The organism is Sphingomonas sp., from assembly GCF_019635515.1.
Taxonomy (GTDB): domain Bacteria; phylum Pseudomonadota; class Alphaproteobacteria; order Sphingomonadales; family Sphingomonadaceae; genus Sphingomonas.
In genome coordinates this window covers 282,464-304,224 of the sequence record NZ_JAHBZI010000001.1, presented here as the reverse complement: position 1 = coordinate 304,224, position 21,761 = coordinate 282,464, and the positions used below count along the sequence as shown (strand labels likewise).

General features: G+C 65.2%; 19 protein-coding genes. 17 read left to right on the top strand and 2 right to left on the bottom strand.

Translation table 11 applies throughout. The features are described 5' to 3' along the window. Positions 1 to 10: 10 nt before the first annotated feature. Complete coding sequence (locus KF730_RS01550) at positions 11 to 1,336, bottom strand: methyl-accepting chemotaxis protein (RefSeq protein ID WP_294095639.1); 1,326 nt, start codon at positions 1,334 to 1,336, stop codon at positions 11 to 13. A 209-nt stretch (positions 1,337 to 1,545) separates the two neighbouring features. On the opposite strand from KF730_RS01550, the gene sdhC reads away from it, so the two are divergent. From sdhC to KF730_RS01465, 17 genes are all read left to right on the top strand, one after another. Then, a complete protein-coding gene (sdhC, locus tag KF730_RS01545) occupies positions 1,546 to 1,968 on the top strand; it encodes a succinate dehydrogenase, cytochrome b556 subunit (RefSeq protein WP_294091770.1) in 423 nt (140 codons plus the stop codon). Continuing rightward, entirely contained in the window at positions 1,961 to 2,347 is a 387-nt protein-coding gene (sdhD, locus tag KF730_RS01540; protein WP_294091769.1) for a succinate dehydrogenase, hydrophobic membrane anchor protein, read from the top strand. The genes sdhC and sdhD overlap by 8 nt, the downstream gene beginning before the upstream one ends. After that, complete coding sequence (sdhA, locus tag KF730_RS01535; protein ID WP_294091768.1) at positions 2,347 to 4,161, top strand: succinate dehydrogenase flavoprotein subunit; 1,815 nt, start codon at positions 2,347 to 2,349, stop codon at positions 4,159 to 4,161. Before sdhD ends, sdhA begins: the two co-directional genes overlap by 1 nt. A gap of 103 nt (positions 4,162 to 4,264) precedes the next feature. Beyond that, positions 4,265 to 5,026: a hypothetical protein gene (locus KF730_RS01530; RefSeq protein ID WP_294091767.1), complete on the top strand. Its 762-nt coding sequence runs from the start codon at positions 4,265 to 4,267 to the stop codon at positions 5,024 to 5,026. A 76-nt stretch (positions 5,027 to 5,102) separates the two neighbouring features. Further along, positions 5,103 to 6,065: a C13 family peptidase gene (locus tag KF730_RS01525; protein WP_294091766.1), complete on the top strand. Its 963-nt coding sequence runs from the start codon at positions 5,103 to 5,105 to the stop codon at positions 6,063 to 6,065. Between the two features lie 286 nt (positions 6,066 to 6,351). Further along, complete coding sequence (locus KF730_RS01520) at positions 6,352 to 6,966, top strand: peptidase S14 (RefSeq protein WP_294095636.1); 615 nt, start codon at positions 6,352 to 6,354, stop codon at positions 6,964 to 6,966. A 96-nt stretch (positions 6,967 to 7,062) separates the two neighbouring features. Beyond that, entirely contained in the window at positions 7,063 to 7,848 is a 786-nt protein-coding gene (locus tag KF730_RS01515) for a succinate dehydrogenase iron-sulfur subunit (protein ID WP_294091765.1), read from the top strand. Then, positions 7,845 to 8,315, top strand: a complete 471-nt coding sequence (locus KF730_RS01510; RefSeq protein WP_294091764.1) for a PaaI family thioesterase — start codon at positions 7,845 to 7,847, stop codon at positions 8,313 to 8,315. Before KF730_RS01515 ends, KF730_RS01510 begins: the two co-directional genes overlap by 4 nt. Next, positions 8,312 to 9,424, top strand: a complete 1,113-nt coding sequence (zapE, locus tag KF730_RS01505) for a cell division protein ZapE (protein ID WP_294091763.1) — start codon at positions 8,312 to 8,314, stop codon at positions 9,422 to 9,424. The genes KF730_RS01510 and zapE overlap by 4 nt, the downstream gene beginning before the upstream one ends. A gap of 28 nt (positions 9,425 to 9,452) precedes the next feature. Next, the gene (locus KF730_RS01500) at positions 9,453 to 11,294 is read left to right on the top strand and encodes a glycoside hydrolase family 2 TIM barrel-domain containing protein (RefSeq protein WP_294091762.1); all 1,842 of its coding nucleotides are present in this window, start codon (positions 9,453 to 9,455) and stop codon (positions 11,292 to 11,294) included. A 210-nt stretch (positions 11,295 to 11,504) separates the two neighbouring features. Continuing rightward, entirely contained in the window at positions 11,505 to 12,467 is a 963-nt protein-coding gene (mdh, locus tag KF730_RS01495; protein ID WP_294091760.1) for a malate dehydrogenase, read from the top strand. Further along, positions 12,467 to 13,015, top strand: coding sequence for a hypothetical protein (locus KF730_RS01490; protein ID WP_294091759.1), 549 nt, complete (start codon positions 12,467 to 12,469; stop codon positions 13,013 to 13,015). The genes mdh and KF730_RS01490 overlap by 1 nt, the downstream gene beginning before the upstream one ends. Beyond that, positions 13,016 to 13,900 carry a succinate--CoA ligase subunit alpha gene (sucD, locus tag KF730_RS01485; RefSeq protein ID WP_294091758.1) on the top strand — a complete coding sequence of 295 codons (885 nt, stop codon included), beginning with the start codon at positions 13,016 to 13,018 and terminating at the stop codon, positions 13,898 to 13,900. Between the two features lie 55 nt (positions 13,901 to 13,955). Beyond that, entirely contained in the window at positions 13,956 to 16,886 is a 2,931-nt protein-coding gene (locus KF730_RS01480; RefSeq protein WP_294091757.1) for a 2-oxoglutarate dehydrogenase E1 component, read from the top strand. A gap of 1 nt (position 16,887) precedes the next feature. Continuing rightward, complete coding sequence (gene odhB, locus KF730_RS01475) at positions 16,888 to 18,108, top strand: 2-oxoglutarate dehydrogenase complex dihydrolipoyllysine-residue succinyltransferase (protein ID WP_294091755.1); 1,221 nt, start codon at positions 16,888 to 16,890, stop codon at positions 18,106 to 18,108. 134 nt (positions 18,109 to 18,242) lie between these two features. Next, on the top strand, positions 18,243 to 19,643 hold the full coding sequence (gene lpdA, locus KF730_RS01470; RefSeq protein ID WP_294091753.1) for a dihydrolipoyl dehydrogenase: 1,401 nt from the start codon (positions 18,243 to 18,245) through the stop codon (positions 19,641 to 19,643). A 120-nt stretch (positions 19,644 to 19,763) separates the two neighbouring features. Next, on the top strand, positions 19,764 to 21,098 hold the full coding sequence (locus tag KF730_RS01465; protein ID WP_294091752.1) for a serine hydrolase: 1,335 nt from the start codon (positions 19,764 to 19,766) through the stop codon (positions 21,096 to 21,098). Between the two features lie 6 nt (positions 21,099 to 21,104). Here KF730_RS01465 and KF730_RS01460 read toward each other — a convergent pair whose 3' ends face one another. Beyond that, entirely contained in the window at positions 21,105 to 21,743 is a 639-nt protein-coding gene (locus tag KF730_RS01460) for a YoaK family protein (protein WP_294091751.1), read from the bottom strand. Positions 21,744 to 21,761: the final 18 nt, after the last annotated feature.

The following is a 21,761-nucleotide window of genomic DNA, read 5'->3' as shown; positions in this document are numbered from 1 at the left end:
ATAATCTCCCTTACGCCGCGACCTTGGCGACGAAGTCGCCGGCGCTGGTCTTGAGGCTGGCGAGCTGGCCGTCGAGGGCGGCGAAGCCCTGTCCGACCCGATCGATCTCGCTGGCAACCGATTCGGTGTCCTCGCGGATCGCACCGATCGTCGCCGACATCGAATCCGCGGCGAGCGCGGTCTCATCGACGGCGGCGGTGATCGCGGTCACGGTCTGCGCCTGGATCTCCATCGCGCTGCGGATGCGGTGGGCGCTTTCCTGAACTTCGCTGACGGTCTCGCGGATCGAGACATTGGTCTCGACGGTCGAGCGCGTCGCCGACTGGATCGCGGCGATCTTGGCGGCGATGTCGTCGGTGGCGCGCGCGGTCTGGTTGGCGAGGCTTTTCACTTCCTGCGCGACCACCGCGAAACCACGGCCGGCATCACCGGCACGGGCGGCCTCGATCGTCGCGTTGAGCGCGAGCAAATTGGTCTGCCCGGCAATGTCGCGGATCAGGCCGAGGATCGATTCGATCGACTTGGCATGATCGGAAAGCGCCTCGCTGGTGCCGACCGCAGCCCCCGCCTGTCCCGACGCGCGGGTGGCGATCTCGGCAGCGGCCTCGACTTCCATGCGGGCGTCCTCGATGGCCCGGATCAGGCCCGCCGCCGTCGATGCCGCCTCGCGCATCGCAACCGCCGATTGCTCGGCGGCGGCGGCAACCTCGCTGGCCTTGCCAAGCATGCCACGCGCCGAAGCCGAGGTGTGGACGGCCTGGATGCGCAGCGCATCGCCTTCGCGCGATGCCCGCTCGACGGTGGCTCCGATCGAGTCGCGGAAATCGGCGGTGAGCACGTCGCGCGCGGTCTGGGCGCCATATTCGCGGTACATGTTGTAGATTTCGACGGTGATGTCGCCTTCGAGCGCCGAGAGCCGCATCAGCGTGTCGATCAGCACGGGAAGCTTGGGATCGCCGGTACCGACACGGCGCATCAGCACTTCCAGCGCGGCGCGATCGCTGGCGCTGATCATCGACAGGAGCGCCATCGGCGGCACATCCTTGGCATAGGCCGCGGCGACCGAGCGCTCGATCGATTCGACCCAGGCGGTGCCCGAAGTATCGAGGAAGCGATTCTTGAGGAACACCGCGCCGACATCGATCATCTTCTGAGTATCGTCGGGGGCCCAACTGCTCTCATCGGCGAAGCAGCGCAGCCATTGCTGCCAATAGGCGCCGGAGACCGCCTGGATCTCGGGCTCGAGCGTGTTCCACACCTCGCGGCTGCTGGCGATCAGCGAGCCTTCGAAATCGAAAATGCGCAGGCGCGAGCTTACGTCGATGCGAGCGGTCATGGTGCCGGGCGCGGGCAGGCTGGCAATGGAGGCGGCAGTCGTCACAGGGTTTCCCTTCGCGCGAGCGGGCAAGCCACTCGATCCGTTGCGGAAAGCTATGCGCCGAACTGGTTAAGACCCGGTTAGCCAAGACGAGCTGGCGAGCATCCCGGCTTGCATCGGCGGAAGGGCAGACTAAGGAAGCGGCAACGACCCGAAAGGAACGCCATTTGGCCAACGTCCGCAACGAAGCGCGCCCGCTTTCGCCGCACCTCACGATCTGGAAATGGGGACCCGGCATGGCGGTCTCGATCATCCACCGCGCCACCGGCACCGGCATGGCGACGCTCGGCACGATCCTGTTCGTATGGTGGCTGACCGCCACCGCTTCGGGCCCGGCGGCCTATGCGGGCTTCCTCGACCCGTTCACCTACAGCTCGGGCAAGCTCAACGCCATCGGCTGGATCGTCGGCGTCGGCCTGACCTGGGCATTCTTCCAGCACATGGCATCGGGCGTGCGCCACCTGTTCCTCGATCAGGGCGCCAATTTCGAACTGAAGGGCAACAAGACCACGGCCATGGTCACCTTCGTGTTCTCGGTCGTCGCCACGGCGGCCTTCTGGGTCTGGATTCTGGAGAAGAGCAATGGGTGACGGAACCGAAATCGGCCGCGTGCGCGGGCTCGGCTCGGCGCATGAGGGCGCGCATCACTGGTGGCACCAGCGGCTGACCGCAGGCTCGAACCTGATCCTCGTCCTGTGGTTCGTGCTCAGCATCGCGCTGCTGCCGGCGCACGATTGGGAAACGATCCATGGCTGGGCCAGCCAGACCACCGTCGCGGTGCCGCTGATCCTGCTCGTCGTCTCGACCTTCTATCATTTCCGCCTGGGTCTCCAGGTCGTGATCGAGGATTATCAGCATGACGAGACGCGGATCGTGTTCCTCGTACTGCTCAACTTCTTCACCCTCGCCGCCGCCACGACCGCGATCTTCGCGATCCTCAAGACCGCGTTCACCGCCGGAGCGATCTGATGTCGTCCGCCTACAAGATTATCGATCACACCTATGACGCGGTCGTCGTCGGCGCCGGGGGCTCCGGCCTGCGCGCGACGATGGGCTGCGCCGAAGCGGGTCTCAAGACCGCGTGCATCACCAAGGTGTTCCCGACGCGCAGCCACACCGTGGCGGCGCAGGGCGGCATCGCCGCCAGCCTCGGCAACAACTCGCCCGATCACTGGTCGTGGCACATGTACGACACCGTCAAGGGCTCGGACTGGCTCGGCGATCAGGACGCGATCGAGTATATGGTCCGCGAGGCGCCGGCCGCAGTCTATGAGCTGGAACATGCCGGCGTGCCGTTCAGCCGCAACGACAATGGCACGATCTATCAGCGCCCGTTCGGCGGCCATATGCAGAATATGGGCGAAGGCCCGCCGGTGCAGCGCACCTGCGCGGCGGCCGACCGCACCGGCCATGCCATGCTCCACGCGCTCTACCAGCAGAGCCTGAAGTACGACGCAGATTTCTACATCGAATATTTCGCGCTCGACCTGATCATGGAGGATGGCCCGGACGGACGGGTTTGCCGCGGCGTCATCGCGCTGTGCATGGAAGACGGCTCGATCCATCGCTTCCGCAGTCATGCGGTGGTGCTCGCCACCGGCGGCGGCGGGCGCATCTATCAGTCGGCGACCTCGGCGCACACCTGCACCGGCGACGGCAACGGCATGGCGCTGCGCGCCGGCATCGCGCTGCAGGACATGGAGTTCGTCCAGTTCCACCCGACCGGCATCTATGGCGCCGGCGTGCTGATCACCGAGGGTGCGCGCGGCGAAGGCGGCTACCTGACCAACTCCGAAGGCGAGCGCTTCATGGAGCGCTATGCTCCGTCGGCGAAGGACTTGGCTTCGCGCGACGTTGTGTCACGCTCGATGGCGATGGAGATCCGCGAGGGCCGCGGCGTCGGCAAGGAGAAGGACCATATCTTCCTTCACCTCAATCATATCGACCCCAAGATCCTCCACGAGCGGCTGCCCGGCATCACCGAGACCGGCAAGATCTTCGCCGGCGTCGATCTGACCCGCCAGCCGCTGCCGGTGGTACCGACGGTCCATTACAATATGGGCGGCATCCCGACCAATTATCACGGCGAGGTCGTCCACAATAAGGACGGCAATCCGGATGCGGTCATCCCGGGCCTGTTCGCGGTCGGTGAAGCTGCCTGCGTCTCGGTCCACGGCGCCAATCGCCTCGGCTCGAACTCGCTGATCGATCTGGTCGTGTTCGGCCGCGCCACGGGTCTCCGCTTGAAGGAAATCCTCAAGCCCGGCACGCCGCACAACACGCTGCCGGCGAATTCCGAGGAATATTCGCTCACCCGCCTTGACCATTTCCGCAACGCCAAGGGCTCGTTGCCCACCGCGCAGGTTCGCGCCGACATGCAGAAGACGATGCAGCGCAACTGCGCCGTGTTCCGCGACAGCGCGCTGCTGGCCGAAGGCGTCGAGAAGATCGGCAAGGTCTATCAGAGCTTCCAGGATGTCGGCATCACCGATCGCTCGCTGATCTGGAACACCGATCTGGTCGAGACGCTCGAGCTCGACAATCTGATCGGCCAGGCCGTGGTGACGATGGAGTGCGCCGCCAACCGCAAGGAATCGCGCGGCGCCCATATGCACGAGGACTTCCCCGAGCGCGACGACAAGAAGTGGATGAAGCACACCGTCGCGACCTTCGACGGCTGGGGTGGTACCGGCGGCAAGACCGGCATCGATTACCGTCCGGTGCATGATTACACGCTCACCGACGCGATCGAGTATATCAAGCCGAAGAAGCGGGTTTATTGAGGGGACGGGCTGACCGCGCGCTCGCGCGCCTCAGACTTTGCTCATCGATCGCTCATTACCGACGGCACCGAGTGTTGCAATGCCGCCTCGAAGGAGAGCGGCAATGCGGTCAATTTCTTTTCGGGTGACGGTGCTTGCCTGCGTAGCGTTGGCGGTCACCGGCCTCGCGCTGACTGCCTATGGGCATAGCCTGCCGGTCTACACGGTACCCTATGAGCAAGCGTTCGCCGCGTTCGACGCATGGTGCACGCCGGCGGCACGCGTCGATCACGCAGCGGGTGACCGGTACCTTGCATTGTTCGGCTGGCACTATGCTTTGATGAATGCCGGCAGCGCCGTCGCTGCGGCCGCACTCACCACCGCAGCGCTGGTGCTGGCATTGCGGATCGGCGCACCGGAGCGGCCATGGTTTCGGACACCCGCAAATCGCTGGATGTACTTTCTTCTCGGCATCGTAGCGCTGCTCAGTTATGTGCCCGGCATTATCCACGGCCTCTCGCTTGATCTCGACCGCCGATATTTCCCAGTATGCGCCGATTCGATCGGTATTCCGATCACCGGTCTCGGCGTAAGCCTCACGGTCCTTACCCCGATACTGACGCTGATCGGCATATTCATAAGCACTGGTTTCGGAGCCTTACCGGTACCACTAATGCATTGGAACCGAGGCTGGCCGGTCCGCTCATGGGGTGTCACGATTGTCTTTGGTGGCGCCATGCTGAGCGTAGTGATGATAGCGGCGCTGTCGATCCTCTCATCCGATCTGACTGCTCCTTCGAGCGTAATCATAGTCTATCTTCTGGCGTCCACTCGCGCTGCCTTGCTCGCACCGCGCGAAGGCACGGTCCCGCAATCGGACCCATAGTCACTCCCAATCGCTTGACTCCGCCCCCGCACAGGAGAGACTGACGTTAACCAAATCCGGGGGGCCAGTTCCGACCATGCGTTTTCTGTTCGCGTTGCTTGCCGCGCTTGCCGCCTCTGTCGCGTCCCCGGCGCTCGCCCAATATCAGGCGCCGAAGCATACCGTGGATTATCCGCCGCTTGCCGGCAGCGCCGAGGATCTCGAATTCGGTCCCGAGCTCCAACGCGGGCGCTCGCCCGCGGCGATGCTCGCCGACAGCCGCAAGCTGGCCGCCGCGCTCGCCGCGCTCCAGCCGCAACGGCCCAAGCTGGTCGATGCCTATGTCGTCTCGATCGCGCTCGACAGCGATCCGGTGTTCGGGCGCGAGGCGCGCGAAGCCGGCAAGGTGCTCGGCGCGCGCTATGACGCCAAGGGGCGCACCATCGTCCTCGGCGGCTCCAGCGGCGCCGCGCCGAGCGAGCTTCCGGCCGGCAGCCTGACCAGCCTGACCCTCGCCCTCGCCCGCGTCGCCGAATTGATGGACAAGCAGCAGGACGTGCTGGTGCTCTACACCACCAGCCATGGCGCCAAGGTCGGCATCGCCTATCATGACGGCGACGAGGGCTTCGGCATCCTCACCCCGTCACGGCTCGCCGGCATCCTCGACGGACTCGGCATCAAGAACCGCGTGCTGATCCTCTCGGCCTGCTATTCGGGGATCTTCGTGCCGGCGGTATCTAGCGACACTACCGCGCTGTTCACCGCCGCCTCCTCCGAGCGTCCGTCGTTCGGCTGCATGGCCGAGAATGACTGGACCTTCTTCGGCGACGCGATGATCAACCATGGCCTGCGTAAAGCGCAGCCGCTGGAAAAGGCATCCGACGAGGCGCGCGGGCTGATCGGCGACTGGGAAGGCGCGGCGCGGCTGCAGCCGAGCAACCCGCAGGTGAGCATCGGTGACAAGGTCTCGACCTGGCTGGTCCCGCTCGAGGCGCGGATGCCCAAGACCGCGAGCCAGCCGGTCGGCCGCCCGGCGACCGACGCGCTCAAGGGCGGATAGCCACATGGCCGAGCGCCAGGAAACGCTCATCGAGCGGCTGATCCCGGGCGATCTGGAGCACCAGATCCCGGCCGCCGTCGAGAAGATGTTGCCCGGCGGCTTCAAGAACCGGCTGATCCAGATCGTTCTGGGCGCGCTGATCACCTTCGGCTTCTCGTTCGTGGTGCGGCGGATGCTGGAGAAGCGCGAGGCGAAGCGGGCGGCGCTGGGCCCCGCTCCCAGACATGAATCGCTGCCCCGTCCTGTTTTCGCGGAACCGCAGGCCCCCGCGCCGGTTGCGCAGGCCATGACCGAACCGGCCCATGCTCCCGCCCCCACACCCTATTCCAGCGCAGCTTCAGGCCGCGCGACGCACTATCCGCTGCTTGGCACGCCGCACATCAGTCTCTCGGGCACCGTCGATCAGGCGATGTACGCCAGCTTCCGCGAGCAGCTCGCCAAGGCGCCCCGCGAGGGCCCACTGGTCGTCTCGCTCTCCACGCTCGGCGGCGATCCCGAAGTCGCGCGGCTGATGGGTGACGAATTGCGGCTGATGCGCGACTATACCGGCCGCGAGATGCTCTTCCTCGGCAAGGTCGCGGTCTATTCGGCGGGCGCGACGTTCATGGCGAGCTTCCCGGTCGACAAGCGTTTCCTGACGCGCGGCACCCGGCTGATGCTGCACGAGCGGATCATCGACAAGACGATCCAGGTCTCGGGCCCGCTCAAGTCCTGCGTGGCCACGCTTAAGGCGACGCTGCACGAGATCGAGGAATCGGTGCGGATCGAGGAGGAAGGCTTCCGCGCGATCGTCGTCGGTTCGCGCGTCTCCTTCGAGGAGGTCTGCCAGCGAGCGCCGTCGAATTGGTATATTGACGCCTTGCAGGCGCGCGATCTCGGCTTGGTGCTCGACGTGATTTAGCATTGCCAAACACACCGGGCTTTGCGGCACCGCATCATAGGAGGTTGAGCCGCCCGCCCCGATTGGCTATCGCGCAGCCAGCACAAGGAACGCGTGATGGCCGAATTCGCCCTGCCCAAGAACAGCAAGATCAACAAGAAGGGCAAGGTGCACAAAGCGGCACCGGGCGCCGAGCGTACCAAGACCTTCAAAATCTACCGCTACGATCCCGATACCGGCGAAAATCCGCGCTACGACAAGTTCGAGATCGATCTCGACGAATGCGGCCCGATGGTCCTCGACGCGCTGATCAAGATCAAGTCGGAGATCGACAGCTCCCTGACATTCCGCCGCTCGTGCCGCGAGGGCATTTGCGGATCATGCTCGATGAACATGGACGGCCGCAACGGCCTCGCCTGTACGACGGCAATCGAGGACATCAAGGGCGAGGTCCAGATCACCCCGCTGCCGCACATGGACGTGATCAAGGATCTGGTCCCCGATTTCACGCACTTCTATGCGCAATATGCCTCGATCCGTCCCTGGTTGCAGACGGTCAGCACCACGCCTTCCGGCAAGGAGCGGCTCCAGAGCCCCGAGCAGCGCGAGAAGCTGGACGGCCTCTATGAGTGCATCCTGTGCGCCTGCTGCTCGACCTCGTGCCCGAGCTATTGGTGGAACAGCGACAAGTTCCTGGGGCCGGCGATCCTGCTCCAGGCCTATCGCTGGCTGGCGGACAGCCGCGACGAGATGACCGGCGAGCGTCTGGATCAGCTCGAGGATCCGTTCCGCCTCTATCGCTGCCACACGATCATGAACTGCGCCAACGTCTGCCCCAAGGGTCTCAATCCCGCCAAGGCGATCGCCGAGATCAAGAAGATGGAAGCCGAGCGCACGCTTTGAGCCCAAATGACTCGAACAGGGCTGACGGACACCGTTTCGTTTTCGAGGACGATCCCGATCTTCCCGGCTGGAAGCGCTGGTCGCTGACCGATACGACGCGGTTCAACTCGATCTTCGGGCCGCTATCGGTGCTGGTTGAGGACGGTATCGCGCGGGTGCGCTTCAGTCCCAAGCAGATGCATTCGAACCTGCGCGGCGATGTCCATGGCGGGGCATTGCTAGGCTTCATGGACATGGCCCTGTTCGCCGCAGGACGCGCGTTTGGCGTGCTGACCGCAGGCACCGCCGCGACGCTCGACCTCTCCGCCCAGTTCATCGCCGGCGCGCCGGTGCCGACCGGCGCGGTCGAGGCGCGGGTGGAATTGCTGCGCGAGACTCGGCGCTTCCTGTTCCTGCGCGGGCTGATCGTGCAGGAAGGCGCGACCATCGCCAGCTTCTCGGGCACGATCCGCAAGCCGGCGTCATGACACGCGTTCTCGAACGCTATCGCGAGCTGGTTGCGGCGGGCGAGCTTCGCGCCGATCCCGAGCAGGAAGCCGCAGCGCTCCGTCTCAATATCCTCGCTTCCCACCTCGAAGCCGTGCCCAAGAAAGGCAGCATCCTGTGGCGCGCATTGGGCCGCCAGCCCGAAGCGCCGCGCGGCGTCTATCTGTGGGGCGGAGTCGGGCGCGGCAAATCCATGCTGATGGACCTGCTGTTCGAGTGCGTACAGATCCGCCGCAAGCGCCGCGTTCACTTCCACGAGTTCATGATCGAGGTGCATGCCCGCCTCAACGACGAGCGCAAGAAGGAAACGGCGGACCCCGTCATCGCGGTTGCCGAAGCACTGGCCGAGGACATCCGCCTGCTCGCGTTCGATGAGATGGTGGTCAACAATCCTGCCGACGCGATGATCCTGTCGCGGCTGTTCACCGAGATGATGCGCCATGGCCTGACGATCGTCGCCACCTCGAACCGGGTGCCGCGGGATCTCTACAAGGACGGGATAAACCGCCAGCTGTTCCTGCCCTTCATCGCGCTGATCGAGGAGCGGATGGACGTGCTCGCGCTCAATGGCCCGGTCGATTACCGGCTTGACCGGCTTGGCAGCATGCAAACCTGGCTCGTCCCCAACGGCCCCGAAGCGACCCGGCAGCTTTCCGCCGCCTTCTTTCGCCTGACCGATTATCCCCCCGAGGATCGCGATCATGTTCCGGCATGCGATCTGCCGGTGCAGGGCGGACGTGAGATCCATGTGCCGAAGTGCCTGAAAGGCGTGGCGGTGTTCTCGTTCAAGCGGCTATGCGGCGAGGCGCGCGGCGCGGCGGACTATCTCGCCATCGCCCGCCGCTTTCACACCGTGATCCTGGTCGGTATTCCCAGGCTCGGCCCCGAGAACCGCAACGAAGCCGCGCGCTTCGTGACGCTGATCGACGCGCTGTACGAGCACAACGTCAAATTGCTCGCCGCCGCCGATGCCGAGCCCGAGCATCTTTACGAAGCCGGCGATGGCCGCTTCGAATTCGATCGCACCGTCAGCCGGCTGATGGAGATGCGCTCGGACGAATATCTGGCCGAGGGGCACGGCGAGCGCTAAGCCTGACGCAAATTACAGGAGGGGAAGGATGAAGCCGCTCGCCCGCATCGCCGCGCTGATGACAGCGCTGACTCTTCTCGCCTTCCCCGCCGCCGCGCAAACCCTCGCCGCCGCCGATATGCGGCCCTCGACCAGCCTCGACGGGGCATGGCACTGGTCGATCGATCCCTATCGTGACGGTGTCGCCGGCTTCCATGGCGGCCCTCCGGGCGAGAGCACGCGGCGCTGGGCGGATATCGTCCAGAAGGATGTCGCCGATGCCGATCCGGCCAAATGGTTCGAATTCGACATGCAGCAATCGCCGGTGACGCATCTGCCGGGCAGCTGGATCGGCCATGCACCCGAGATGCGGCTGTATCAGGGACTGGTCTGGTACCAGCGCGGTTTCGTCTATGATCCGCCGGCGGACGGCAAACGCGTGTTCCTCCGCTTCGGCGCGGTGGATTATGCCGCCGATGTTTATCTGAATGGCAAGCATGTCGGCAGTCATCGCGGCGGTTTCACCCCCTTCGCCTTCGACGTTACCGCGCTCCTGCGGCCCGGCAACAACCAGATCACGCTGGGCGTCGACAGCGTCCGCACCAATGCCGATGTCCCGCCGCCGGTCACCGATTGGGAGACCTATGGCGGGATCACCCGCTCGGTGACGCTGATCGCGGTGCCGGAAACCTATGTCGACGACGCCTTTGTACGCCTGACCCGTGACGGCAAGATCGCGATCTCGGCGCAACTCGACGGGCCGGCCAGGGCCGGTGCGGCGATCCGCTTGGCCATCCCAGCGCTCGGCCTCAAGCTCGAAGGCCGCACCGACGCGGCCGGACAATGGGAAGCGGATGTGGCGGCGCCCAAAGGCCTCAAGCGCTGGTCCCCTGAGAGCCCGGCGCTGTACGATGTCAGCGTCGCCAGCGGCGAGGATGTGCTCGCCGACCGTATCGGCTTCCGCACCGTCGAAGTCCGCGGCACGAAGATCCTGCTCAACGGCCAGCCCATCTTCCTGCGCGGCATCTCGATGCACGAGGAGGAGCTGGGCAAGGATCCGGTCCGTGCGATCACGCCCGCTGCCGCCCGCGCTTTGCTCACCGAGATCAAGCAGGGCCTGAACGGCAATTTCGTCCGCCTGGCGCATTACCCGCACAGCGAGGTGATGACCCGCATGGCCGACGAGCTCGGTCTGCTCGTGTGGAGCGAGGTGCCGGTCTATTGGCGCGTCGATTGGAGCAACCCCGATACGCTGCGCGACGCCCGCGCGATGCTCGCCGAGAATATCCGCCGCGACCGCAACCGCGCATCGATCGCGCTGTGGAGCGTCTCCAACGAGACACCGGTCGGCGACACGCGCAACACATTCCTGCGCACGCTGATCGGCGATGTCCGCGCCCTGGACGACAGCCGCCTCGTAACCGCCGCCTTGCTTAGCAAGCGCGAGGGCAAGGTGATGACGATCGACGATCCGCTGGTTGGCGATTTGGATGTGATGGCGATCAACACCTATAATGGCTGGTATTCGGACGACGCGCTGATGACGCTGCCGGGCTTCGAATGGCGCACGCCGGTGCAGAAGCCGCTGATCTTCTCCGAATTCGGCGCCGACGCGCTGGCCGGCTTCCATGACGGCGACCAGGATCCGCACAAGTTCAGCGAGGAATTCCAGGCCGAATATTATCGCCAGACGCTGAAGATGGCGGAGAAGGTACCGTTCCTCGCCGGTCTATCGCCGTGGATCCTCAAGGACTTCCGCTCGCCGCGGCGCCAACACCCGGTCTATCAGCAGGGCTGGAACCGCAAGGGGCTGATCTCCGAGACCGGCACTCGCAAGGCGGCGTTCTTCGTTTTGGCGGAGGCGTACAAGCGCCGCGCCGCCAGCCGCTGAACGGCAGCCAGATCCCGCCCGCGCGTTTTTCGCGACGCGCCGCCCCGTCGCGCCAGAAATCACCCTTTATTGCACTTGCGAATTAGTCGCAAAGATAATCCGATTGCTCCACCCTTCTGAGGTTGCGACATGCGGCCAATCGGCCTAAGCCGCGCGCGAAATTCGCGTGGGGTGCGGCCTCGCGCGTGTCGGCACGAGCAAGGAGTTCTCATGGCCCGCAAGAAGATCGCACTCATCGGCGCTGGTAACATTGGCGGCACGCTCGCCCATCTCGCCGCGCTCAAGGGTCTTGGTGACATCGTCCTGTTCGACGTCGTCGAAGGCGTGCCGCAGGGCAAGGCGCTCGATCTCTCGCAGTGCGGTCCGGTCGAGGGCTTCGATGCCAAGATCACCGGCACCAATGATTATGCCGACATCGCCGGCGCAGACGTGATCATCGTCACCGCCGGTGTCGCCCGCAAGCCCGGCATGAGCCGCGACGATCTGCTCGGCATCAACCTCAAGGTGATGAAGGCCGTCGGCGAAGGCATCGCCGCCAACGCCCCCGACGCGTTCGTGATCTGCATCACCAACCCGCTCGACGCGATGGTCTGGGCGCTGCGCGAATTCTCGGGCCTGCCGCACCACATGGTCGTCGGCATGGCCGGGGTGCTCGATTCGTCGCGCTTCAGCCACTTCCTCGCCGAGGAATTCAAGGTCTCGGTCAAGGACGTCACCAGCTTCGTGCTCGGCGGCCATGGTGACACGATGGTGCCGGTGGTCGAATATTCGACCGTCGCGGGCATTCCCATTCCCGATCTCATCAAGCAGGATCGCTCGACGCAGGAGCGCATCGACGCGATCGTCCAGCGCACCCGTTCGGGCGGCGGCGAGATCGTCGGCTTGCTCAAGACCGGCTCGGCCTTCTACGCCCCCGCGACCAGCGGCATCGCGATGGCCGAAGCCTATCTCTACGACCAGAAGCGCCTGCTCCCCTGCGCCGCGCACTTGACCGGCCAGTATGGCGTCGATGACCTGTACGTCGGCGTGCCGGTGATCATCGGCAAGGACGGCGTCGAGCAGATCGTCGAGATCGAGCTCAACGATGAGGCCAAGGCCAACCTTCAGGTTTCGGTCGATGCGGTCAAGGAACTGCTGGTCGCGTGCAAGGGCATCGATAGCTCGCTCGGCTGATGCTGTTCGCCGCCGCCTTGCTGCTCGCGGGAGCAACCGATGGCACGGCGTTGCTCGAAGCCTTTGCCGCGCCCTGCGCGCACGTCGAGGATTTCGAGAAGACCAAGGCCGAGGCGGCCAAGGGCGGCTGGGAAGAAATCGCCGAGGACGCCGACCCACGGCTTTGGCACCTCGAAAAGCTCGGGCGGGACGCGGTCGGCGATGACGGCACGATGTTCGGCGCGCGCTATCGCCACACGGTCGGTGTCCGTCAGGTCTTCCTCGTCGTCAGCCGCTACGAGGATAAGAGCGGCTTCTGGGGCAATGGCTGCCGCGTCTATGATTTCGATGCGCCCGGCGCGATCGACGAGGCCGTCGTCGAACGCTGGATCGGCAAGCCGTCCACGAGCGGATTGATGCCTGTGGCCGGCGGCACGCGCTTCCTGTGGGAGCCATGGGTCGATGGCCGGACTTTTGAATTGAATTACATGCCCAAGGACGAAGCTGTCGCCAAGCAATTGGGGCTTAGCGGCGTGATCCTCGTCTCGCAGGCCATTGGAGGGTTTTGAATGTCGATTCTCGTCAACAAGAATACCAAGGTCATCACCCAGGGCATGACCGGCGAGACCGGCAGCTTCCACACCCAGGCGGCGCTGGCCTATGGCACGCAGATGGTCGGCGGCGTCACCCCCGGCAAGGGCGGCACCACCCATCTCGACCTGCCGGTGTTCGACACCGTCGCCGAGGCCAAGTCCAAGACCGGCGCCGACGCCAGCGTGATCTATGTGCCGCCGCCCTTCGCCGCCGATTCGATTCTCGAGGCGATCGATGCCGAGATCCCGCTGATCGTCGCGATCACCGAGGGCATTCCGGTGCTCGACATGGTCAAGGTCAAGCGCGCGCTTTCGGGCAGCAAGTCGCGGCTGATCGGCCCGAACTGCCCCGGCGTGCTGACCCCCGGCGAGTGCAAGATCGGTATCATGCCCGGCAGCATCTTCTCGAAGGGTTCGGTCGGCGTCGTCTCGCGCTCGGGCACGCTGACCTATGAGGCCGTCTTCCAGACCACCAATGCGGGCCTGGGCCAGACCACCGCGGTCGGCATCGGCGGCGATCCGGTCAACGGCACCAACTTCATCGACGTGCTCGAGCTGTTCCTCGCCGACGACGCCACCAAGTCGATCATCATGATCGGCGAGATCGGCGGCGATGCGGAGGAGCAGGCCGCGCAGTTCCTGATCGACGAGGCGAAGAAGGGCCGCAAGAAGCCGATGGCCGGTTTCATCGCCGGCCGCACCGCGCCTCCGGGCCGCCGCATGGGCCATGCCGGCGCGATCGTCTCGGGCGGCAAGGGCGATGCCGAAAGCAAGATCGCGGCGATGGAAGCCGCCGGCATTCGCGTCTCGGCCAGCCCCTCGCTGCTCGGTGAGACGCTGCTGGAAGTGCTCAAGGGGTAAATGGTTAATGCGCGCGGTGTATCGCGCGCGTTCGACTAACGATTGGATGTGACCGATGGGCTATGAGGGCCTCGACTTCGACGATATCGCGGGCGGCGTAAGCCCGGCCTTCGTCGAGACCATGTACAAGCGCTTCAAGGCCGATCCGGCTTCGATCGAGGCCGGCTGGCGGACATGGTTCGAGGGGCTCGAAGGCAGCGCCCAGGGCCCGAGCTGGAAGCAGGCCAACTGGCCGCCGACCGAAACCGACGCGCTCACCGCCGCGCTCGATCCGACGCAGATGGAGCCCGCGCCCAAGCCCGCCAAGGGCGGTGGGGCGGCAGCCGCGCCCAAGGCGCCGCCGTCGCAGGACGATATCGCCAGGGCGGCCGGGGATTCGATCCGCGCGATGATGCTGATCCGCACCTATCGGGTGCGCGGGCATCTCGCCGCCAATCTCGATCCGCTGGGCCTCGCCCGCCAGGATCTGCCCGCCGATCTGCGCACCGAATATCATGGCTTCACCGACGCCGATATCGATCGCCCGGTCTATCTCGGCGGCGTGCTCGGCCTGCAATGGGGCACCGTCCGCGAGATCGTCGACATCCTGCGCCGCAACTACTGCGGCAATGTCGGCCTCGAATATATGCACATCGCCGATGTCGAGGAGCGGCGCTTCCTCCAGGATCGGATGGAGGGCAAGGACAAGGAAATCCAGTTCTCGCCCGAGGGCAAGAAGGCGATCCTCTCCAAGGTCATCGAAGCCGAGCAGTGGGAACGCTTCTGCGGCAAGAAATATGTCGGCACCAAGCGCTTCGGCCTGGATGGCGGCGAATCGATGATCCCCGCCATGGAAGCGATCATCAAATATGGCGGCGCCACCGGCGTGCGCGAGATCGTCTACGGCATGGCCCATCGCGGCCGGCTCAACATGCTCGCCAACGTCATGTCCAAGCCGTTCCGGGTGATCTTCCACGAGTTCGGCGGCGGCTCGTCCAACCCCGATGACGTCGCCGGTTCGGGCGATGTGAAGTATCATCTGGGCACCAGCACCGACCGCGAGTTCGACGGCGTCAGCGTCCATATGTCGCTGGTCGCCAATCCCTCGCACCTCGAAGCCGCTGATCCCGTCGTGCTAGGCAAGGTCCGCGCGCTTCAGACGGTCCGCGGCGATCTGGCGGAACACACCCAGGTGTTGCCCGTCCTCATCCATGGCGACGCGGCGTTCGCGGGCCAAGGCATCGTCTGGGAGTGCCTCGGCTTCTCGGGCATCCGCGGTTACAATACCGGCGGCTGCATCCATTTCGTCATCAACAACCAGATCGGCTTCACCACCAGCCCGCAATTCGCGCGCTCCTCACCCTATCCGAGCGATGTCGCGAAGGGAGTGATGGCGCCGATCCTCCATGTGAACGGCGACGATCCCGAAGCCGTGACCTTCGCCTGCAAGGTCGCGACCGAATATCGCCAGACCTTCAAGCGCGACGTCGTCATCGACATGTGGTGCTATCGCCGCTTCGGCCATAACGAAGGCGACGAGCCGAGCTTCACCCAGCCGCTGATGTACGCCAAGATCAGGAACCACCCCGGCGTCAGCGAGATCTACGCCAAACGACTGGTCGAGCAGGGCGTGATCGACGCAGGCTTTGCCGCGCAGAAAGTCCAGCAGTTCACCGATCTGCTCGAAGGCGAGTTCGAGGCCGGCAAGGCCTATCTGCCGAACAAGGCGGACTGGTTCGCCGGACGCTGGTCGGGCCTCGGCGCCCCCGCCGATGGCGAGACCGCGCGCCGCAGCGTCGATACCGGCATCGAGAAGAAGCTGTTCGACAGCCTTGGCCGCACGCTGACCGAAGTTCCCGAAGGGCTGCAGATCCACAAGACCCTCGGTCGCGTCCTCGACGCCAAGCGCGAGATGTTCAGGTCGGGAGAGAATTTCGACTGGGCCACCGGTGAGGCGCTCGCCTTCGGCGCGCTGCTCTCGGAAGGCTATGGCGTCCGCCTGTCGGGTCAGGATTCGGGCCGCGGCACCTTCTCGCAGCGTCACGCCGTCTGGGTCGATCAGACCGACGAGCATAAATATGTGCCCCTCGCGACGATCCCGCACGGCAATTTCGAAGTGCTGGATTCGCCGCTTTCCGAATATGGCGTGCTCGGCTTCGAATATGGCTATGCCGGCGCCGATCCCAAGACGCTGGTCCTCTGGGAAGCGCAGTTCGGCGATTTCGCCAACGGCGCGCAGATCATGATCGACCAGTTCATCGCCTCGGGCGAAGCCAAGTGGCTGCGCGCCAACGGCCTGGTGATGCTGCTGCCGCACGGCTATGAAGGCCAGGGTCCCGAGCATAGCTCGGCGCGCCCCGAGCGCTTCCTCCAGCTCTGCGCGCAGGACAATATGCAGGTCGCCAACATCACGACGCCGGCCAATTATTTCCACCTGCTGCGCCGTCAGATGCGCCGCAATTTCCGTAAACCCCTGGTGCAGATGACGCCCAAGTCGCTGCTCCGCCACAAGCTGGCGGTCAGCAGCGCGGCCGAGTTCCAGGGCGACAGCCAGTTCCGCCGCATCCTCTCCGATCCCTCGGCTCCGGCCGACAAGGACGTGAAGCGCCTCGTGCTGTGCACCGGCAAGGTCGCCTATGACTTGATCGAAGCCCGTGACGCCGCCGGCGACAAGAACACCGCGATCGTCCGCATCGAGCAGCTCTATCCCTTCCCGGGCGAGCCGCTGACCGCGCGCCTCAAGAAGATGGGCAACCTCGAAGAGGTGGTCTGGGCGCAGGAAGAGCCGAAGAACAATGGCTATTGGTTCTTCGTCGAGCCGCTGATCGAACAGTGCATTATCGACGCCAGGATCAAGCCGCGTCGCCCGCGTTACGCCGGCCGCGCCGCCGCCGCGTCGCCGGCGACCGGCCTGATGAAGCGCCACCAGGCCGAGCAGGGCGCGCTCGTCGCCGATGCGCTTGGCCACAATGTCCGCGAAGAAATCCGCCGTACCCGGAAGGCATGATATGACCGACGTTACCGTTCCCGTACTGGGCGAATCGATCACCGAAGCGACGCTTGGCGAGTGGCTCAAGCAGCCCGGAGATCTGGTGAAGGCCGATGAGCCGATCGCGTCCCTCGAGACCGACAAGGTTTCGGTCGAAGTGCCCTCGCCGGTCGCGGGCGTGATGGGCGATCACCTCGTCAAGGTCGGCGACACCGTCTCGGTCGGCGCCGTCATCGCCACCGTCGGCGAAGGCGGCGCGGCTGCGGCACCCGCCTCGGCGCCCGCCGCGCCAGCCCCCGCCACCAACGGCAGCCAGACCGGCCCCAGCGAGCAGGTCCGCGAAGTCGAGGCCGCCGCGCTCTCCCCGTCGGTGCGCCGCGCCGTGCTCGAACATGGCGTCGATCCGGCGACGGTGCAGGGCACCGGCAAGGACGGCCGCATCACCAAGGAAGACGTGGTCGCCGCCGCCAGCTCCAAGCCGGCGACGCCCGCGCCGGCACCGGCCGCCTCTCCCGTCGCCGCGGCCACGCCCTCGGGCGGCCGCAAGGAAGAGCGTGTGCGGATGACGCGCCTGCGCCAGACCATCGCCACCCGCCTCAAGGACGCGCAGAACACCGCCGCGCTCCTCACCACCTTCAACGATGTCGATATGACCGCGGTCATGGAAGCGCGCGCGAAATACAAGGATCTGTTCGAGAAGAAGCACGGCGTCCGCCTCGGCTTCATGGGCTTCTTCGTGAAGGCCGCGGTGATGGCGCTGAAGGATATCCCCAGCGTCAACGCGAGCATCGAAGGCGATGAGATCGTCTATCACGATTATGCCGATATCTCGGTCGCGGTCTCCGCGCCGCAGGGTCTGGTCGTCCCGGTGATCCGCGACGCGCAGGATTTGAGCGTCGCCGGCATCGAAAAGACCATCGGCGATTTCGGCAAGCGCGCCAAGGACGGGACGCTCAAGATGGAAGAGATGAAGGGCGGCACCTTCACCATCTCCAACGGCGGCGTGTTCGGTTCGCTGATGTCGACCCCGATCATCAACCCGCCGCAGTCGGCCGTGCTTGGCCTGCACCGCATCGAGGAGCGCCCGGTCGTCCGCGACGGCCAGATCGTCATCCGCCCGATGATGTATCTCGCGCTCAGCTACGATCACCGCCTGATCGACGGCCGCGAGGCGGTCACCTTCCTCGTCGCGCTCAAGAACGCGATCGAGGATCCGACCCGGCTGCTGATCGATTTGTGATTTGACCGAAACCCAACGGTGCCCCGGCGAAGGCCGGGGCCCAGTTGGAATGAAGTTTGTAACTACGCGAGACGCTCACCAAATTCCGTCTCGGTACTGGGCCCCGGCCTTCGCCGGGGAACAAGGAAGAGAAAATGGCTGAATACGACTTCGACGTCCTCGTGATCGGTGCCGGCCCCGGTGGCTATGTCGCCGCGATCCGCGCCGCGCAGCTCGGGCTCAAGACCGCCTGCGCCGAGAGCCGCGAGACGCTGGGCGGCACCTGTCTCAATGTCGGCTGCATCCCCAGCAAGGCGCTGCTCCACGCTTCCGAGCTGTTCGAGGAAGCCGCATCCGGCAAGCTCGCCAAGCTCGGCGTCAAGACCAGCGGCGTCGAGCTCGATCTCGACGCGATGCACGCCCAGCGCGTCGATGCGATCAAGGGCCTCACCGGCGGCATCGAATTCCTGTTCAAGAAGAACAAGGTCGAATGGCTCAAGGGCCGCGCGTCATTCACCGGCAAGGATTCGGTCAAGGTCGGCGACCGTGAGGTCCGCGCGAAGAACATCGTCATCGCCACCGGCTCGTCGGTCACGCCGCTTCCGGGCGTCGAAGTCGATAACGCCAAGCAGGTCGTCGTCGACAGCACCGGCGCGCTCGAGCTTGCCAAGGTTCCCGGCCACCTCGTCGTCATCGGCGGCGGCGTGATCGGCCTCGAGCTCGGCTCGGTGTGGCGCCGCGTCGGCGCGAAGGTCACCGTCGTCGAATTCCTCGATCAGCTCCTCCCCGGCATGGACGGCGACATCCGCAAGGAGGCCGGCCGCCTGTTCAAGAAGCAGGGCATGGAATTGAAGCTCGGCACCAAAGTCACCGGCGTGACGGTCAAGGGCGGCAAGGCGACCCTGACGCTGGAACCCGCCAAAGGCGGCGCCGCCGAGACGCTCGAAGCCGATTGCGTGCTGGTCTCGATCGGCCGCAAGCCAAATACCGACGGTCTCAACCTCGAAGCCGCCGGGCTTTCGGTCAATCAGCGCGGCCAGATCGGGATCGACCACAGCTTCCGAACCGCCACCCCCGGCGTCTGGGCGATCGGCGATGTCGTCCCCGGCCCGATGCTGGCGCACAAGGCCGAGGACGAAGGCATCGCGGTTGCCGAAAACATCGCTGGCCAGACCGGCATCGTGAACCACGACATCATTCCGTCGGTGGTCTATACTTGGCCCGAAATCGCCGGTGTCGGCCTGACTGAAGAGCAGGCCCGGGAGCGCGGCGAGGTCAAGATCGGCAAGTTCCCGATGGCCGGCAACAGCCGCGCCAAGACCAATCACGAGCCCGATGGCTGGGTGAAGGTGATCGCCGACGCCAAGACCGACCGCGTCCTCGGCGCGTGGATGATCGCCGTCCCCGCCGGCACGATGATCGCCCAGGTCGCGCAGGCGATGGAGTTCGGCGCGACGAGCGAGGACATCGCCTATACCTGTCACGCGCACCCGACGCACAACGAGGCGATCAAGGAAGCATCGATGGCGGTGCTTGGGAAGCCGATCCACGTCTGACCCACGCAAGCGGTTGGCGAAAATCGTTGGCGAGCGCGCCAGTCGGCACTCGCCCTCCTTGCGCCGCTTGCACCGGCTCCTTACGCGTATTAGTTGAATAATACATGCAAGGGGATTTCGATGCGCGCTTTGCTACTTGCCGTCACCGCCTTCATACTCGCCGCGGCGCCCGCGCGCGCTCAAGATCCGGCGCGGATGGACTTCGTCGTCCGCGCCGATGCCGACAAAAGCGAGTTCATGGGCGCAGTGCTGGTCGCCAAGGATGGCAAGGTCCTGCTCGACCGCGGCTATGGCTCGGCCAATCTCGAATGGAAGATCGCCAATGACGGCGACACCAAATTCCGCCTAGGCTCGGTCACCAAGCAGTTCACCGCCACGGCGATCCTTCTGCTCGCCGAGCGCGGCAAACTAAGCCTCGATGCCTCGGTGAAGACCTATCTGCCCGATGCGCCGGCAAGCTGGGACAAGGTCACGGTCCGCAACCTGCTCAATCACAGCGCCGGTATCCCCAATTTCACCGGCTTCGACGATTACGGAAAGACCAAGGCGCTCGCCACCACGCCCACCGAACTGATCGCGCGCTTCCGCGACAAGCCACTCGATTTCGCGCCCGGCGAGCGGATGGACTATTCGAATTCGGGCTATGTCGTGCTCACCGCGATTATCGAGAAGGCAAGCGGCCAAGATTACGGCACGTTCGTTGCCGACAACATCTTCAAGCCGCTCGGCATGGCCGATAGCGGCTATGACAGCCACAAGACGGTGCTCGCACGCCGCGCTTCGGGCTACAGCCCCGCATCGGGCGGCGTGGTCAATGCCGATTATCTCGACATGACCGTGCCCCAGGGAGCGGGCGGACTCTATTCGACCACCCATGATCTGCTGAAGTGGCAGACCGCGATGTTCGGCGGCAAAATGCTCAAGCCCGAAAGCTTCACGGCCTTCACCACGCCCTATAAAAACAATTACGCGCTCGGAATCGTCGTCGCGAAGGCAGACGGCAAGACCTCGATCGAGCACAGCGGCGGGATCGACGGGTTCAACTCCTGGCTCGCCTATGACCCCGAGAGCAAGGTCACCGTCATCGTCCTCGCTAATCTCAACGGCCCGGCGGCAAGCAGGCTCGGCAGGTCGCTGATGACGCTGGCGCGCGGCGGCGCGGTGATACTGCCAAGCGAGCGCAAGGCAGTGACGCTGCCCGCGGACGCCCTCAAGCAATATGAGGGGACTTACGAGATTTCGCCTCGCTTCGGCTTCACCATCCGTGCCGACGGCGCCAGGCTGACCGCACAGGCCACCGGCCAGAACGCGCTCGATCTCTTCGCCGAAACGCCCGACCATTTCTTCTTCAAGGTCGTCGATGCGCAGATCGATTTCACGCGCGACGCAACCGGCAAGATCGACGGCGCAGTGATGCACCAGAACGGCCGCGACATGAAAGCTGTGCGGAAATAGCCTGGCTCAGCTCCGCACCCGCCCCAGCGCAACAGTAATCACCGCCGCCGCCACGGGTGCGGCCCATAGCGCGCCCCAGCCCCAGCGGAGCTGGCTGGCCGCGCCGATCAGCACGCCCGACACGAAGCCGAGCCACAGCGCCAGATACGGCACCCAGCCCCAGCGGTCCCTGTCGCCCATCAGCGCGTTCGCGGCCTTCTGCCCCAGTCGCACCAAAGTGCCGCTAAGATAGGTGACACCAAAACTGGCCTGGCCATCGCGGTTGAACACGCCATTCTCGCAGCCCATCGCCATGGCGAGGAAGATCAGCACCACCGGGCCGGGATCGAGCGTGGCCATCGTCGCCGCCGCGGTCAGCAGCGCGGTGACCACCACCATCGTCGATTCGCGCGGATGCGCGGCATATCTGCGCGCGATCACGCTGGCGACGATCACCCCGCTGACGAAGCTCATCACCAGCGCCAGCGCCATTGCCGCGTCGCCGGCCCCGCCACTGCCCAGCCCGACGCCGAGCCGGGTCGAATTGCCGCTCATGAAGCTCGCGAAGAACCCGCCGAGGCTGGTGAAAGCGAGCGCGTCGACGAAGCCGGCGAGCGCGGCAAGGCAGATGGCGATGACGATGAGCGGCTGAGGCGTGCGGTCCATATGCCTTTCTCTAGCGTT